At 71.4% G+C, this 16,706-nt stretch carries 11 protein-coding genes and 1 riboswitch; of the genes, 8 read left to right on the top strand and 3 right to left on the bottom strand.

Translation table 11 applies throughout. The features are described 5' to 3' along the window. The first annotated feature begins 11 nt into the window (after positions 1 to 11). From nuoL to recQ, 4 genes are all read left to right on the top strand, one after another. Positions 12 to 1,958, top strand: coding sequence for an NADH-quinone oxidoreductase subunit L (nuoL, locus tag ACIQ9G_RS14025; protein WP_403608678.1), 1,947 nt, complete (start codon positions 12 to 14; stop codon positions 1,956 to 1,958). 5 nt (positions 1,959 to 1,963) lie between these two features. Next, complete coding sequence (locus tag ACIQ9G_RS14020; protein WP_403608677.1) at positions 1,964 to 3,562, top strand: NADH-quinone oxidoreductase subunit M; 1,599 nt, start codon at positions 1,964 to 1,966, stop codon at positions 3,560 to 3,562. Beyond that, positions 3,559 to 5,208 carry an NADH-quinone oxidoreductase subunit NuoN gene (nuoN, locus tag ACIQ9G_RS14015; RefSeq protein WP_403608676.1) on the top strand — a complete coding sequence of 550 codons (1,650 nt, stop codon included), beginning with the start codon at positions 3,559 to 3,561 and terminating at the stop codon, positions 5,206 to 5,208. Before ACIQ9G_RS14020 ends, nuoN begins: the two co-directional genes overlap by 4 nt. Before the next feature lie 170 nt (positions 5,209 to 5,378). Continuing rightward, entirely contained in the window at positions 5,379 to 7,415 is a 2,037-nt protein-coding gene (recQ, locus tag ACIQ9G_RS14010; protein ID WP_403608836.1) for a DNA helicase RecQ, read from the top strand. Between the two features lie 141 nt (positions 7,416 to 7,556). Here recQ and ACIQ9G_RS14005 read toward each other — a convergent pair whose 3' ends face one another. Next, positions 7,557 to 8,495, bottom strand: a complete 939-nt coding sequence (locus ACIQ9G_RS14005; protein ID WP_403608675.1) for a M56 family metallopeptidase — start codon at positions 8,493 to 8,495, stop codon at positions 7,557 to 7,559. A gap of 269 nt (positions 8,496 to 8,764) precedes the next feature. Beyond that, positions 8,765 to 10,039, bottom strand: coding sequence for a fumarylacetoacetase (gene fahA / locus ACIQ9G_RS14000; RefSeq protein ID WP_403608674.1), 1,275 nt, complete (start codon positions 10,037 to 10,039; stop codon positions 8,765 to 8,767). 245 nt (positions 10,040 to 10,284) lie between these two features. Between fahA and ACIQ9G_RS13995 the strand changes: the two genes are divergently transcribed. The 3 genes from ACIQ9G_RS13995 (at position 10,285) to ACIQ9G_RS13985 (ending at position 13,906) form a co-directional block, all read left to right on the top strand. Further along, the gene (locus ACIQ9G_RS13995; protein WP_403608673.1) at positions 10,285 to 11,532 is read left to right on the top strand and encodes an ATP-grasp domain-containing protein; all 1,248 of its coding nucleotides are present in this window, start codon (positions 10,285 to 10,287) and stop codon (positions 11,530 to 11,532) included. Positions 11,533 to 11,616: 84 nt separating this feature from the next. Then, positions 11,617 to 12,819 (top strand): FAD-dependent oxidoreductase, encoded by a 1,203-nt coding sequence (locus ACIQ9G_RS13990; RefSeq protein WP_403608672.1) that lies wholly within the window; start codon positions 11,617 to 11,619, stop codon positions 12,817 to 12,819. Positions 12,820 to 13,093: 274 nt separating this feature from the next. After that, positions 13,094 to 13,906, top strand: coding sequence for an HAD family hydrolase (locus ACIQ9G_RS13985; RefSeq protein WP_403608671.1), 813 nt, complete (start codon positions 13,094 to 13,096; stop codon positions 13,904 to 13,906). A gap of 116 nt (positions 13,907 to 14,022) precedes the next feature. Here the strand turns inward: ACIQ9G_RS13985 and ACIQ9G_RS13980 are convergent, their stop codons facing one another. Beyond that, on the bottom strand, positions 14,023 to 14,508 hold the full coding sequence (locus ACIQ9G_RS13980) for a transglycosylase SLT domain-containing protein (RefSeq protein ID WP_403608670.1): 486 nt from the start codon (positions 14,506 to 14,508) through the stop codon (positions 14,023 to 14,025). Between the two features lie 4 nt (positions 14,509 to 14,512). Beyond that, a riboswitch (cyclic di-AMP (ydaO/yuaA leader) is annotated at positions 14,513 to 14,642 on the bottom strand. Positions 14,643 to 15,344: 702 nt separating this feature from the next. Between ACIQ9G_RS13980 and ACIQ9G_RS13975 the strand changes: the two genes are divergently transcribed. Beyond that, positions 15,345 to 16,355, top strand: coding sequence for a polyprenyl synthetase family protein (locus tag ACIQ9G_RS13975; protein WP_403608669.1), 1,011 nt, complete (start codon positions 15,345 to 15,347; stop codon positions 16,353 to 16,355). Positions 16,356 to 16,706: the final 351 nt, after the last annotated feature.

Raw genomic sequence — 16,706 nt, 5'->3', positions numbered from 1 at the left:
TCGGAAGAATCGTGGACAACCTGATTGCGCTGCTCATCGCGGCGCCCCTGCTCGGAGCGGCCGTCCTCCTGGTCGGCGGCCGGCGTCTCGACGCCGTGGGCCACTGGCTCGGCACGCTCCTGTCGGCCGCCTCCTTCGTGATCGGCCTGGTCCTCTTCGCCGACCTGCTCGGCAAGGACCCCGAGCACCGCACCCTGATCCAGCACCTCTTCACCTGGATCCCCGTCGAGAGCTTCCAGGCGGACGTCACCTTCCGCCTCGACCAGCTGTCGATGACGTTCGTGCTGCTGATCACCGGCGTCGGCTCGCTGATCCACCTGTACTCGGTCGGGTACATGGAGCACGACGAGCGCCGCCGCCGCTTCTTCGGCTATCTGAACCTCTTCCTCGCGGCGATGCTGCTGCTCGTCCTCGCCGACAACTACCTCCTGCTGTACGTCGGCTGGGAGGGCGTCGGTCTCGCCTCCTACCTGCTGATCGGCTTCTGGCAGCACAAGCCCAGCGCGGCCACCGCGGCGAAGAAGGCCTTCCTGGTCAACCGCGTCGGCGACATGGGCCTGTCGATCGCGATCATGCTGATGTTCACGACGTTCGGGTCCTTCGCCTTCGGGCCGGTGTTCAGCCACGCCGGCGACACCTCCGAGGGAAGGCTCACCGCCATCGGCCTGATGCTGCTGCTCGCCGCCTGCGGCAAGTCCGCCCAGGTGCCGCTGCAGTCCTGGCTCGGGGACGCGATGGAGGGCCCGACCCCGGTCTCCGCCCTCATCCACGCGGCGACCATGGTGACCGCGGGCGTCTACCTGATCGTCCGCTCCGCCGCGATCTTCAACCTCGCCCCCGACGCACAGCTCGTCGTCACCGTCGTCGGCGCCGTCACGCTCCTGTTCGGTGCGATCGTCGGTTGCGCGAAGGACGACATCAAGAAGGCGCTGGCCGGCTCGACCATGTCGCAGATCGGCTACATGGTGCTCGCCGCGGGCCTCGGCCCCATCGGTTACGTCTTCGCGATCATGCACCTGGTGACGCACGGCTTCTTCAAGGCCGGGCTGTTCCTCGGCGCCGGTTCGGTCATGCACGGCATGAACGACGAGGTGGACATGCGCCGTTACGGCGGCCTGCGCAAGTACATGCCGATCACGTTCATCACCTTCGGCCTCGGCTACCTCGCCATCATCGGCTTCCCGTTCCTGTCCGGCTTCTACTCCAAGGACGCGATCATCGAGGCGGCCTTCGCCAAGGGCGGCACCCAGGGCTGGGTCCTCGGCGGCACGGCCCTCCTCGGCGCGGCCATCACCGCGTACTACATGACGCGCGTGATGCTGATGACCTTCTTCGGGGAGGAGCGCTGGAGGAACCGGCCGACCCCGTCCCCGGCCGAGCCCGGGGTGGAACCCGCGGCCGAGGAACACGGCGACCACGCCGTACCCCACCCGCACGAGTCGCCCAAGGTCATGACGATCCCCATGATCGTGCTGGCCGTGGGATCGGTCTTCGCCGGCTTCTTCTTCCACCTCGGCGACCGCTTCCTGCACTGGCTGGAGCCGGTCACCGGGCACAGCGAGGGGAACTCGCCCGTCAGTGCCCTGACCGTCACCGGCGCCACCGTGGTCTGCCTGGTCGTCGGCGTCGCCATCGCCTACGCCCAGTACGGCCGCAAGCCGGTCCCGGCCGTCGCCCCGCGCGGGTCGCTGCTCACCCGGGCCGCCCGGCGCGACCTTCTCCAGGACGACTTCAACCACGTCGTCCTCGTCCGCGGCGGCGAGCACCTGACGCGGTCCCTGGTGTACGTCGACCACACCCTGGTCGACGGAGTCGTCAACGGCACGGCGGCCTCGGTCGGCGGCCTGTCCGGACGGATGCGCCGGCTGCAGAACGGCTTCGCGCGCTCCTACGCGGTCTCGATGTTCGGCGGTGCGGCACTCCTCGTCGCCGCGACCCTGCTGATGAGGGCGGTCTGATACCGATGTCCTTTCCTCTGCTGACAGCGACGGCGGTGCTCCCGGCCATCGGGGCGCTCGCCACGGCCGCCGTCCCGGCCGCGCGGCGCACCGCCGCCAAGTGGCTGGCGCTGGTCGTCTCCCTCGCCACGCTCGCGCTGGCCGCCACGGTCCTGGTCCGCTTCGACCCGGGCGGCGCCCGCTACCAGCTCACCGAGTCCCACGCGTGGATCGCGGCCTTCGGGGTGAGGTACGAGCTGGGCGTGGACGGCATCGCGGTGGCGCTCATCGCGCTGACCGCCCTGCTGATGCCGTTCGTGATCCTCGCGGGCTGGCACGACGCGGACCCCGAAGAGACGGGCAACAGGCGTTGGCGGCCGACTCAGGGCTACTTCGCTCTCATCCTCGCCGTGGAGGCGATGGTGATCCTCTCCTTCGAGGCCACCGACGTCTTCCTCTTCTACATCTTCTTCGAAGCCATGCTCATCCCGATGTACTTCCTCATCGGCGGCTTCGGCGACCGTGCCCACGGCTCGTATCGATCTGCCACTACCGCGGCGCGGGGCGAGGAGGCGGCGGCGACGCAGCGGTCGTACGCGGCGGTCAAGTTCCTCCTCTACAACCTGGTCGGCGGTCTGATCATGCTGGCCGCGGTGATCGGCCTGTACGTGGTGGCCGGGAACTTCTCGCTCACCGAGATCGTGCAGGCCCGCGCCAACGGCTCGCTGCACATGGCGACCAGCACCGAGCGCTGGCTGTTCCTCGGCTTCTTCTTCGCCTTCGCGGTGAAGGCGCCGCTGTGGCCGCTGCACACCTGGCTGCCCAACGCCATGCAGGAGTCCACGGCGCCGGTCGCCGTGCTCATCACGGCGGTCGTCGACAAGGTGGGCACGTTCGCGATGCTCCGCTTCTGCCTCCAGCTCTTCCCGGAGGCCAGCAAGTGGGCGACGCCCGTCATCCTCGTCCTGGCGCTCGTCAGCATCGTCTACGGGGCGCTGCTCGCGGTGGGCCAGCGGGACATCAAGCGCCTGGTGGCGTACGCGTCGATCTCGCACTTCGGCTTCATCATCATGGGCATCTTCGCGATGACCAGCCAGGGCCAGTCCGGGGCGACGCTCTACATGGTCAACCACGGCATCTCGACGGCCGCGCTGATGCTGGTCGCCGGATTCCTGATCTCCCGGCGCGGCTCCCGGCTCATCGCCGACTACGGCGGCGTGCAGAAGGTCGCCCCGGTACTCGCCGGCACCTTCCTGATCGGCGGTCTGGCGACCCTGTCGCTGCCGGGTCTGGCGCCGTTCGTCAGTGAGTTCCTGGTGCTGGTGGGCACGTTCACCCGCTACCCGGTGATCGGGATCATCGCCACCTTCGGCATCGTGCTCGCCGCGCTGTACACCCTCGTCCTCTACCAGCGGACGATGACCGGCCCGGTGAAGCCGGAGGTCTCCGCGATGCCGGACCTGCGGGTGCGGGAGCTGGTGGTGGTCGCCCCGCTGATCGTGCTGTTGATCTTCCTGGGCGTCTACCCGAAGCCCGTCACGGACATCGTCAATCCGGCGGTCAAGCAGACCATGTCGGACGTACACCAGACCGACCCCAAGCCCGAGGTGGAGGCGGCCAAGTGAGCGCAGCAGCCGTCCACAGCCTGTGGACAACCGCGGCCGACCCGATCTCGAAGATCGACGCGCCGAAGATCGAATACGGGCAGCTCTCGCCCACCCTGATCGTCGTGGGCGCGGCGATCATCGGGGTGCTGGTCGAGGCCTTCGTCCCGCGCAAGTCGCGTTATTTCGCCCAGCTGTTCGTCTCCGCCGTCGCGCTCGCCGCCGCCTTCGCCGCGGTGATCGCGCTGGCGGCCGGCGGATACGGCACCACCAAGGCGCACATCGCGGCGATGGGTGCCATCGCGGTCGACGGCCCGTCGCTCTTCCTGCAGGGCACCATCCTGCTGGCGGGCCTGGTGGGCCTGTTCACCTTCGCCGAGCGGCGGCTGGACCCGGTCGCGCACGGCAACCGGGTCGACTCCTTCGCCGCGCAGGCCGCGTCCGTGCCGGGCAGCGACAGCGAGAAGGCCGCGGTGAAGGCCGGATTCACCACCACCGAGGCGTTCCCGCTCCTCCTCTTCGCCGTCGCCGGAATGCTGGTCTTCCCCTCGGCCAACGACCTGCTGACCCTGTTCGTGGCCCTGGAGGTCTTCTCGCTGCCGCTGTACCTGCTGTGCGCGCTGGCGCGCCGCAAGCGGCTGCTCTCGCAGGAGGCCGCGGTCAAGTACTTCCTGCTCGGCGCCTTCGCCTCCGCGTTCACGCTGTTCGGCATCGCGCTGCTGTACGGGTACGCGGGCTCGGTGTCGTACGCGACGATCGCGCAGGTCGTCGACGGGAACGTGGCGAGCGTCGACCCGGCGCTGGCGAACACCATGGGCAACGACGCGCTGCTGCTCGTCGGTGCGGCCATGATCGTGATGGGCCTGCTGTTCAAGGTGGGCGCGGTGCCGTTCCACATGTGGACGCCCGACGTCTACCAGGGCGCTCCGACCCCGGTGACCGGGTTCATGGCGGCGGCGACCAAGGTGGCGGCCTTCGGCGCGCTGCTGCGGCTGCTGTACGTGGTGCTGCCGGGCATGCGCTGGGACTGGCGGCCGGTCATGTGGGGCGTCGCGATCGTCACCATGCTGGTGGGTGCGATCGTCGCGATCACGCAGACCGACATCAAGCGGCTGCTGGCGTACTCGTCGATCGCGCACGCGGGCTTCATCCTCGCCGGTGTCATCGCGACCTCGAAGGACGGTGTCTCCTCCGTCCTGTTCTACCTGGCCGCGTACTCCTTCGTGACCATCGGCGCCTTCGCCGTGGTGACGCTGGTGCGCGACGCGGGCGGCGAGGCGACGCACCTGTCCAAGTGGGCCGGTCTCGGCCGCCGCTCGCCGCTGGTGGCGGCGGTGTTCGCGGTGTTCCTGCTGGCCTTCGCCGGCATTCCGCTGACCTCCGGCTTCGCCGGGAAGTTCGCCGTGTTCAAGGCGGCGGCCGAGGGTGGCGCGGCCCCGCTGGTCGTGATCGGTGTGATCTCGTCGGCGATCGCGGCGTTCTTCTACATCCGGGTGATCGTACTGATGTTCTTCAGCGAGCCGCGGCCCGAGGGCCCGACGGTCGCCGTCCCGTCACCCCTGACGATGACCGCGATCGGCTTCGGCGTGGTGGTCACCCTCGTACTCGGTGTGGCCCCGCAGTACTTCCTGGACCTGGCGAGCCAGGCAGGAGTCTTCGTCCGCTGAGCCACCCCTCACCCAGCACTCTGCCCGGCACCTCCCTCAGGTGCCGGGCAGTGGCGTGTGCGGGTGTACAGCGCGAGCATCGAGCGGGCCTGTGGAAAACTCCGGTGCTGTCGGTGTCGGCCCCTATGGTGGAGGCTGTGGTCGAGGGACGACGTGCGGGGGACGAGACGATGGGCGGGACGGGCGGTATCACCGAGATGCCAGTGACGCAGAGTGAAGCGCTGGCCGCGCTGCATCGTGTCTTCGGATACGAGGCCTTCCGGGGCGAGCAGGAAGCGGTCGTCGAACACGTGGTGGCGGGCGGCGACGCCGTCGTGCTCATGCCCACCGGCGGCGGCAAGTCGCTCTGCTACCAGATCCCGGCCCTGGTCAGACCCGGCACGGGCATCGTGGTCTCGCCGCTGATCGCGCTGATGCAGGACCAGGTGGACGCACTGCGGGCGCTGGGCGTGCGCGCCGGGTTCATCAACTCCACCCAGGACTTCGACGAGCGGCGCGTGGTGGAGGCGGAGTTCCTGGCCGGCGAGCTCGACCTGCTCTATCTCGCCCCGGAGCGCCTGCGCGTGGACGCCACGCTGGATCTGCTGTCCCGGGGCAAGATCGCGGTCTTCGCGATCGACGAGGCCCACTGCGTCTCCCAGTGGGGCCACGACTTCCGCCCCGACTACCTCGCCCTGTCGCTGCTCGGCGAGCGCTGGCCGGACGTCCCGCGGATCGCGCTCACCGCGACCGCCACCCACGCGACGCACGAGGAGATCACCCAGCGGCTGAACATGCCGCGGGCCCGTCACTTCGTGGCGAGCTTCGACCGGCCCAACATCCAGTACCGCATCGTCGGCAAGACGGACCCCAGGAAGCAGCTGCTGAGCTTCCTGCGCGAGGAGCACCCGGGCGACGCGGGCATCGTGTACTGCCTGTCGCGCAACTCGGTGGACAAGACGGCCGCGTTCCTCACCGCCAACGGCATCGAGGCGGTCCCCTACCACGCGGGCCTCGACGCGGGCACCCGCGCGGCGCACCAGTCCCGCTTCCTGCGCGAGGACGGCCTGGTCGTGGTCGCCACGATCGCCTTCGGCATGGGCATCGACAAGCCGGACGTCCGCTTCGTCGCCCACCTGGACCTGCCGAAGTCGGTCGAGGGGTACTACCAGGAGACCGGCCGCGCCGGCCGTGACGGACTGCCCTCCACGGCCTGGATGGCGTACGGGCTGAACGACGTCATCCAGCAGCGCAAGCTGATCCAGTCCGGCGAGGGCGACGAGGCGTTCCGCCGCCGGGCCGCGGCCCACCTCGACTCGATGCTCGCGCTGTGCGAGACGGTGCGGTGCCGTCGCGGCCAGCTGCTCGCCTACTTCGGCCAGGACCCGGACCCGGCGGGCTGCGGCAACTGCGACAGTTGCCTGACACCGCCGGAGACCTGGGACGGCACGGTCGCGGCCCAGAAGGTGCTGTCGACGGTGGTACGGCTGCAACGGGAGCGGGGCCAGAAGTTCGGCGCGGGCCAGATCATCGACATCCTCCTCGGCAAGCGCACCGGCCGGGTGATCCAGTTCGACCACGACCAGCTGTCCGTGTTCGGCATCGGTGAGGAGCAGACCGAGGGCGAGTGGCGGGGCGTGGTGCGTCAGCTCCTGGCGCAGGGGCTGCTCGCGGTCGAGGGGGAGTACGGCACGCTGGTGCTGACCGACGCGAGCGCCTCGGTGCTGCGGCGGGAGCGGGAGGTGCCGCTGCGCAAGGAGCCGAAGAAGCTGACCGCGTCGCGGGGATCGGCCACCCGCTCCGACCGCAAGCCGAAGACGGCCGCGGCCGAGCTGCCCGAGGCACTCCTGCCCGCCTTCGAGGCCCTGCGCGCCTGGCGCGCCGAACAGGCCCGCGAACAGGGCGTCCCGGCGTACGTCATCTTCCACGACGCCACGCTCCGGGAGATCGTCTCGGTCTGGCCCACGTCGGTGGCACAGCTGGGCTCGGTCGGCGGCGTCGGCGAGAAGAAGCTCGCGACGTACGGGGAAGGGGTGCTGGAAGTCCTGGAGTCGCTGAACGGCCCGTCCGGGGAAGGCCCCTCCGGGGAAGGCCCGCCCGAGTCCGGCTCGCCCGGCGACGGTCCGGACCGGGCAACCGCCCGCAGGTCCCCCCTGACGGCGGACGAGGACTGGCCGGAGTCCGAGCCGGAGCCGGGCGAGCCCGGCGGGCCGGACGACTGGATATGACCACCGCCGGGACGGCCTGAGGCGTCCACGGCGTCTTCTCCGTCCCGCCCGCAGCAAGCCCGAGGGCGCCGGCCGACCCCCTCTGTCCGAGCCCTGTCAGTCCAGGACCGTCAGCGTCCGAGCCCCGCCAGTCCAGGACCGTCAGCCCAGTGCCGTCAGCCCGGGAGCGAAGGTGATCAGCAGGGGCAGCAGGGGCACCAGCGCCGCCGCTGTCGTCGTCAGGGCGCGGTGCCGGCGGCCCAGGCGGGGCGGGGGTTCCAGGAGGCGGTCCACGCGCTCGCCGAGCAGGCGGTGGCTGGAGGCGCAGGAGAGGACCCCGCGGTGCTGGTTGAGCTCGATCAGGGCCAGGGCCGTGGTCAGATGGCCGTAGCGGCGTGACGCCGTGTCGTCCGCGGCCAGTTCGACCAGCCGGTGGGTCTGGTCGCAGAAGTGGGCGAACAGCGGCACACGCGGGAAGCCGGTCGCCAGGGCCGTCGACAGATGCAGCAGCCAGTCGTGGTGGGCGCGGGCGTGACCGCGTTCGTGGGCGAGCACCGCGTCGAGCTGATGGCCGGTGAGACGGTGCAGGGCGCCGGTGGTGACCACGAGCTGCGGCGGATGGCCGGGCATCCACCAGGCGTCGGGGTACTCGTCCTCCAGCACCAGCAGGGGGCCGCGGGCGGGCGGCAGGCCCGCGGGCAGGTCGGGGGCGCGTTCACGCAGGTGCGCACGGGCCCGGCCGCGGCGCCGGCGCGCCTCGGCCACCTCCCGTGCGAGCATCGCCGCGGTCCAGGCGGCGCCGCAGGCCAGCAGCAGGGTGAGGGCGGCCGACCAGAGCGGGGTGGCCGACAGGTCGTAGGCGGCGGTCACCGCGGGCGGCGCGGGGGCGAAGACCCGGTCGCGGACGGTGTGGAAGACGGCCGCGGCCCCCAGGACGAGGGCGGTCAGGCAGCACAGCAGAACGGTCGCGACCAGGCACTGCCACACCCACAGCGCGACGACCGGTTCCCGCTCGGGCCAGGCGGCGCGGGTCAGCGCGCGGGGTGCCGGCACGGCGGCCGTCAGGGCGACGACGCTCAGCAGGAGCAGGCAGACGGTCATGCCACGGACTCCGCATCCTGATCGGAGGGGGGCGGGTGTCGGGTCGTGCTGTGGGGGCGGCCGGCGCGGTGCGCGCACGGCCTGCCGTCAGTATGACGGCGTCGGGCGGCGGGGGGTGAGGGTTCGGCGGCAACCGATTCCCGCACCCCACCGCCCCCACGTGTCCGCCTCGCGCACGTCCCGGCCTTGCGTACCTCGCGTGCGCCTCTGCTTCGCGTACATCCCGGCCTCGCGTACGAGTCCGTCCTCCGCGCGGGGGTTCGGACCGCTCATCCGGCCACGATGCGCCCGGTCACCTCCCCCAGGCCCACCCGGACGCCGTCCGGCCCCGGTGCCCAGGCCGTCAGGGTCACGACGTCGCCGTCCTCCAGGAACGTGCGCTTGCCGTCGGGCAGTTCGAGGGGGTCGCGGCCGTTCCAGGTCAGCTCCAGCAGGGAGCCGCGCTGGGCGGGCTCGGGGCCGCTGACGGTGCCGGAGCCGTACAGGTCGCCGGTGCGCAGCGAGGCGCCGTTGACCGTCATGTGCGCGAGTTGCTGCGCCGCCGTCCAGTACATGGTGGAGAAGGGAGGCTCGGACACCACGTGCCCGTTGATCGCGACGGAGATCCGCAGGTCGTAGCCGCCGGGCTCCTCGTCGGCGTCGTCGAGGTACGGCAGGAGCGGATGGGTGCGCCGAGGCGGTGCGACCCGGGCGTCCTCCAGCGCGTCGAGCGGGGTGATCCACGCCGACACCGAGGTGGCGAAGGACTTGCCGAGGAACGGGCCGAGGGGGACGTACTCCCAGGCCTGGACGTCACGCGCGGACCAGTCGTTCAGCAGGCACAGCCCGAAGACGTGCTCGCGGAAGTCGCCGAGCGGCACCGGCGTGCCGAGCCGCGAGGGCACGCCCACCACGAAACCGACCTCCGCCTCGATGTCCAGCCGGACGGACGGACCGAAGACCGGCGCGGGGTCGGACGGGGCCTTGCGCTGGCCCGACGGCCGTACGACGTCGGTGCCCGACACCACCACCGTGCCCGAGCGGCCGTGGTAACCGATCGGCAGGTGCTTCCAGTTGGGCGTGAGGGAGTCCTCGGCGTCGGGGCGGAAGATCTGGCCGACGTTCCGGGCGTGGTTCTCGGAGGCGTAGAAGTCGACGTAGTCCGCGACGTCGAAGGGGAGGTGCAGGGTCACCGAGTCCAGCGGGTACAGGAACGGCGCGACGGCCTCCTGGTGGGACGGCACCGTCACCCACGCCGTCAGCGCCCGCCGGACGTCCGACCACGCGGTGCGGCCCGCCGCCAGCAGCGGGCCGAGCGTGGGCTGGGCGAGCAGGGAGGCGTACGGCGAGCCGAGCGCCCGCGCCGCCGCGCCCGCGTCGAGGACGTGGTCGCCGAGCCGGACGCCGACGGTCCTCTCCTGCGAGCCCCGCGAGCCCTGCGGACTCTGCGGAGCCTGCGAACCGTGCGGGTTCTGCGAACTCTGCGACCCGGCGCGGGAGAAGACGCCGTAGGGGAGGTTGTGCGGACCGAAGGGGTCGCCCTCGGGGACCTCGAAGGGGGGCATGGAGTGCTTGCCTTCCTCTCGTGCTCTCTCGTGCGCGCAGGGCACGGGACGTCTTCCATGTGGTCGCGCCACACGTTACGGCCGAGTCGGCCGTCTTGGGCAGTGCCTAAAGAGTTTGCAATGTCCGGTTTGGGGTTGTCGGAGCAGTCAATTCCGGCTTAGCGTCCTTTGGGGGACGCGGGCGGGGTGGGTCCGCTCCGTAGGGGGGACACGTGGGGGGACCCGTGGCCAGGAATGCCGCCGGTGTGCCTTTCGAGGCGGACCGTGATGTGCCGGGCCTGATCGTGAAGTTCGGCGACTACCCGCTGCACCACGGAGGCGTCGGAGCGATCCGCAGCCTGGGCCGCCTGGGCATCCCCATGTACGCGATCACGGAGGACCGCTGCACGCCCGCCGCCTCCTCCCGCTACCTCACCCGCGCGTTCGTCTGGCCGACCAGGGGCACGGAGGAGCCGGACCGTCTGGTCGAGGGCCTGCTGCGGATCGGCCGCCGCATCGGCCGGCCCACCGTCCTCGTACCGACCGACGAGGAGGCCGCCGTCCTGATCGCAGAGCACCAGGAGGAGCTCGAGGGACACTTCCTCTTCCCGCCCGTCGCCCCCGGCCTCCCGCGCCGCCTGGCCAGCAAGCAGGGGCTGCACGAACTGTGCGGGGAACACGGCATCCCGAGCCCCGCGGCCGCCTTCCCGGGGTCGTACGACGACATCGCCGCGTTCGCCGAGAAGGCCCGCTTCCCGGTGGTGGCCAAGAACCGTGAGGCGTTCGTACGGCGCAGCCGCCCCGCCGTGAGCGGCACCACGCGGATCACCACCCGCGAGGGCCTGCTGAGGCTCGCCCGTGACTGGGGCGAGGAGCCGGGGGTGATCCTCCAGGAGTACCTGCCGCGGGAGGAGGCCGAGGACTGGATCGTGCACGCCTACTTCGGCGCGGACTCGACCCCGCTGGCGATGTTCACCGGCGTGAAGGTCCGCTCCTGGCCGCCGCACGCGGGCATGACCGCCAATGCCTACGTCGTCGACAACCCGGAACTCGCGGACCTCGCCGCACGTTTCATCAAACAGATCGGCTTCAGCGGCATCATCGACCTCGACCTGCGCTTCGACCGGCGCGACGGACAGTACAAGCTCCTCGACTTCAACCCGCGCATGGGCGCCCAGTTCCGGCTCTTCGAGAACGAGTCGGGGGTGGACGTCGTCCGGGCCATGCACCTCGATCTGACCGGGCGCGCCGTTCCGGAGGGGGAACAGCGGGCCGGCCACCGGTACGTCGTGGAGAACATCGACCTGCCCGCCCTGCTCGCCTACCGCCGCAGTGGCTACACGACGCCGCACGCGCCGGCCCGGCCGAGCGGGACGGAGCTGGCCTGGTTCGCGGGTGACGACCCGCTGCCGTTCCTCACGATGCTCGCGCGCTTCGTGCGGCCGGGCGCGAAGCACCTCTATCAGCTGTGGCGGACCAACCGCCGCGGCAGTACCACCGGTTCGGGCGGCTGACCTGCTCGTTCACCCATCTGCCCGCTGCTCGCGGCCCGGGCCGGCCCACGAAGTGACGAACAGTCCGTCCTGGGGAGGGACTTCGTGAACCAACCGGTAGCAGTCATCGGTGCCGGGCCGTACGGCCTGTCCACCGCCGCGCATCTGCGGGGGCGCGGCATCCCGGTCCGCGTCTTCGGCGAACCCATGGTGAGCTGGCGCGACCACATGCCCGCCGGGATGCTGCTGAAGTCGACCCCGGCCGCCTCGAACATCGACGCCCCGCAGCGCGGCCACACCCTCGCCGACTACTGCGACGCGGCCGGCACACGACGGCTGGTGACGGACGAGGACATCATCCCGGTCGAGACCTTCATCGCCTACGGCGAGTGGTTCCAGCAGCGACTGGTGCCCGACCTGGAGCGGGTGCGGGTGGTCTCGGCCGACCGGCGGCCGGTTGGCGGATTCGAGCTGAAGCTGGACTCGGGGGAGCAGTTCGCCGCCCGCGCGGTCGTGGTGGCGACCGGCCTGTCGGGCCTGGCCCACCTGCCGCCGGAGCTGGCCGGGGCGGCGCCCGACGGTCCCACCCCGACCGGCCCGCTCTCCCACAGCTCCCAGCACCACGACCTGTCCCGGTTCGCCGGCCGGGAACTCGTCGTCGTCGGCGCGGGCCAGTCCGCGCTGGAGACGGCGGTGCTGGCGGCGGAGGCCGGCGCGCGGGTGCGGCTGGTGTCCCGGGGCCGCGGCAAGGTCGCCTTCGGCGCGCCCCCGTGGCGGCAGTCGCGACTGCGCCCCGAGTCGCCCTTCGGCCGCGCCTGGTCCCTGTGGGCCCTCAGCCACTACCCGCACCCCTACCGCCACCTCCCGGCCCGAACCCGCCATTACCTGGTCCGCCGCGTCCTCGGGCCGCTCGGCGCGTGGTGGCTGCGCGACCGCTTCGAGGGCGAGGTGCCGGTCCAGGAGGTCGCCGCCGTCGTCCGCGCAGAGGCCGGGGACGGCCGCCCGGCGCTGACCGTGCGCACCCTCGGCGGCGGTACGCGGGACCTCACCGCGGACCACGTCATAGCCGCGACCGGCTACCGCGTCGACATCGCCGCCATGGACTTCCTCGGCCACGAGCTGCGCACCGGACTGGCGCTGAGCCGCGGCACCCCGAAGCTGGGCGCCGGGTACGTCTCCTCGGTTCCCGGTCTCTGCTTCACGGGTCTGCCCGCGGCCGCCTCCTACGGGCCGGTGATGCGCTTCGTGTGCGGGACGGAGTTCGCCTCCCCGAGGCTGGCCGCCCACCTGGCGGGAGCACACGGCTGAGCACACGCCGCGGGAGTGCGGAGCTGAGCGCACGGGGCGTGAGCGGTGCGGGGGAAGCGGTGCGGGGGCGGGGAGTGGTGCCGTGATCTCGCTCACCCTGAGCCCCAGGCCGCTGCCGCGCCCCCCTCACGCCCGCACGGTCGCGCCGACCGGCACGGGAGGAAGAACCGCCGCGTACAAAGGAGTTCAGGAGGGGCGGGCGGGAATGAGGCGGCCGCCGTCGTCGTCCGGTTCCCGTCGAGTCGGCGGCGCGGCGGATCCGTATTCTCTGATCATGGCCGCCTCCCTCGCATATGCCCTCATCGCCACTGACCTGGACGGAACGCTGCTGCGCGGCGACGACACCCCGTCCGAGCGGTCCCTCGCCGCGCTCGCGCGGGTGGCGGCCGCCGGTGCCCGGCACCTCGTGGTGACCGGGAGGCCGGCGCCGAGGGTGCGGCCGCTGCTCGACGCCCTGGGCACCACGGGCCTCGCGGTGTGCGGCCAGGGCGCGCAGCTCTACGACGCCGGGGCGGACCGCCTGCTGTGGTCGGTCACCCTGGACCGGGAGCCGGCCGAGACCGCGCTCGGCAAGATCGAGGCCGAGGTGGGGCAGGTGTACGCGGCGGTCGACCAGGACGGGGTGGACGGGCTGACTCTGATCGAGCCCGGGTATCTCATGCCGCACCCGACGCTGCCCGCGGTGCGGGTCGACCGGCGCGACGACCTGTGGAGCGCGCCCATCAGCAAGGTGCTGCTGCGCCATCCCGTGCTGTCCGACGACGAGTTGGCGGCCACCGCGCGCGGGGTGGTCGGCTCCTTGGCGACGGTCACCATGTCGGGCCCGGGAACCGTCGAGCTCCAGCCCTGCGGCATCACCAAGGCGACCGGGCTGGCCATGGCCGCCGAACACCTGGGGCTGAGCCGCGAACACGCCCTCGCCTTCGGCGACATGCCGAACGACATCCCCATGTTCCAGTGGGCCGCCCACGGTGTCGCCATGGCCAACGCCCACCCCGAACTCAAGGCGGTCGCCGACGAGGTCACCTTGTCGAACGAGGACGACGGCATCGCCGTCGTCCTCGACCGGTTGTTCCCGGAGCGGTAGGCGCTCCCGGAGGCCCGCCCACCCATTGGCACCTCGGGTGCCGCTGGGCGGCCGCCCCGTCGGCCGGTGGGCGCCGCCGGGGCGCCCACCGTCGTCGGAGCACCCGCCGTCGTCCGTCAGTAGGCGCCGAAGACGTTGTCGATGGAGCCGTAGCGGGTGGCCGCGTACTTGCAGGCCGCCGTGATGTTGGCGACCGGGTCGTAGATGTTCCACGCCGTGCCCGGCACGTGGTAGGCGGTGAACGTCGGGTCGATGACCTGGAGCAGGCCCTTGGACGGGATGCCCGCGAGTGCGTTGGAGTCCCAGAGGTTGATGGCCAGCGGGTTGCCGGAGGACTCGCGCATGACGTTGCGGTAGATGCCGTTGTACGTGCCCGGGATGCCCTTCTTGGTCATGATTCCGAGCGACGCGCGGATCCAGCCGTCGAGGTTGTTCGGGTACCCGAGCGTGCTCGCGGTGGCGGGGGCGGATGCGGTGGCCGCGGACGCGTTGGTCGCGCCGATGAGCGGGAGGGCGAGCACGGCGGCACCGGTGCCGACGGCGGCGAGGGCGCGGGCGAGGCGGGTGGCGCGGGGACGGCGGAGCAGACCCTGGGCAGGCATGGTGAATTCCTCTCCGTCGCCTGCGAGGTGAGCTGTCGGATTCGGGCGGGGAGGCGCCCGGCCGTGCCCCCTGAGGGCACGGCTTCACCCCGAGCCGTTCCGGCGCGGCGTACGACATGCGGTGTGCGACGTACGGCGTCCGGTCCGGCGACTTACCTGGGTCCCCCGCTCCTGCCATGCGTGGTTCGTTCGATGGGTTCGCGGGCGGCGGCAGGATTCGGCGTCCGCCCGGTGGCCGGGAACGTATGCGAGAGCACATGTCCTGAACAAGTAGGCGATTCACAGCTCGTCCCTATTGACCTTGATGTGCGGCTAATAGGGTGCTTGATCCTTTGCGTCCGCACAGGGTCAACTCGCCCGTGAGGAAAGGGGAAGCGCGGGTATGCGGCCAGAGTGAGAGCGAGGAAGGGGTGTGACCCAACTCACGGTTTAAGTGAGCGAAGAGCAATCGCGACCAAGGGGACTTGAGGTCCCAAGATGGACTAATCGGACTCCTTCCGCACGCGTCCACCCGGGTGCTGTCGGACGCCGTCGGCGGGTGGCTCGCGTGTCACCCGGGTGCCACGAGCGTGCCGCGCTGTGAGTCGTTCGGCGGGAGGGTGACGTACGAGTGTGTATGAACGTGGCGTGTGGGGATCAGAAGGGGCGAGTCAATATTTATGCGCTCATATGTATGGATCACTTGCATACCGGGCGTGATCCGATACCGCCTGGCCTGTATAGGTGGGCGCTAGCGGTGATCGAAACGTGACCGGATACGCTGACTTGAGTGAGGGCAGCGACCTATCGACAAACCGTGTAATCGCCAGCAGACACCAGCAGACAGGAGACCCCTCGTGACCGTCGTCGGGCCGTTCGGGCTGAGCGTGCGGGACCAGGCTCTGGAAGCCGATGTCCAGGCCGGATTGGCGGCTGTCGAGGAAGGGCTGCTCGAGGCCACCAAGAGCGAGGTCCCCTTCATCACGGAGGCCGCCCAGCACCTCGTACGGGCGGGCGGGAAGCGGTTCCGGCCGCTGCTCGTGATGCTCGCGGCGCAGTTCGGTGACCCGGAGGCGCCGGGGATCGTGCCCTCGGCCGTGGTCGTGGAGCTCACCCACCTGGCGACGCTGTACCACGACGACGTGATGGACGAGGCCGCGGTGCGCCGTGGAGTGGCCAGCGCGAACACCCGCTGGGGGAACTCGGTCGCCGTCCTGACCGGCGACTTCCTGTTCGCCCGGGCCTCGCAGATCCTCGCCGATCTCGGTCCCGAGGCGGTGCGCGTGCAGGCCGTGGCGTTCGAGCGGCTGGTCACCGGGCAGATCCTGGAGACGGCGGGGCCGCAGGACGGCCGCGACCCGGTCGATCACTACCTGGACGTGCTGAGCGGCAAGACCGGATCGCTGGTCGCGGTGTCCTGCCGGTTCGGGGCGATGATGTCCGGTGCCGACGAGAACGTCGTGGACGTGCTGACCCAGTACGGGGAGCGGCTCGGCGTCGCCTTCCAGCTGGCGGACGACGTGCTGGACATCGCCTCGGACTCGCACGAGTCGGGCAAGACGCCGGGGACGGACCTCCGGGAGGGGGTCGCGACGCTTCCGGTGCTGCGGCTGCGGGAGCGGGCGGCGCGGCTCGGTCTGGCGGAGGACGTCGCGCTGTGCGAGCTGCTGGACTCCGACCTGACCGACGACGACCGGCTCGCGGAGGCGCTGACGGCGCTGCGCGCCCACCCGGCGCTGGAGCAGGCCCGCAAGGACACCGTGCGGTATGCGGAGGACGCGCGGGCCGCGCTGGCCCCGCTGCGGGAGTGCGACGCCAAGGCGGCGCTGATGGAGCTGTGCGACGCGGTGGTGCACCGGGCCGGCTAGCGACGGCCCCCGCACGGAGCCGGGCCCGCGACCTCACGACCCCGCGACCTCAAAGCTCCGCGACCTCAAAGCTCCGCGCCCCGCGACTCTGTGGCCTCAGCAGGTCCCCGCAGTACGGCGTTGTTCACGATGTTCACCCTGAGTGACGGGTGGGATCTCTGTCCAACGAGTCCCGGGAGGCCGGTGCAGGCAGCGCCGGCAGGTCGGCGCTCCCTGCCGTCCCGTGGGCGCCTCGACCCCCGCCCCGCCGCTCCGTACCACCCCCTACGGGGCGGGGGAGACGCAGCCCTCCGGCGTCATACCCCAGTCGTAGGCGGAGTTGAGTCCGCGGTCTGACGCATCCTCACGGCC

It is taken from the genome of Streptomyces sp. NPDC096152 (assembly GCF_044763235.1).
Lineage (GTDB): Bacteria > Actinomycetota > Actinomycetes > Streptomycetales > Streptomycetaceae > Streptomyces.
Note: the sequence above shows the minus strand (reverse complement) of the source record. Positions and strands in the feature narration are given on the sequence as shown.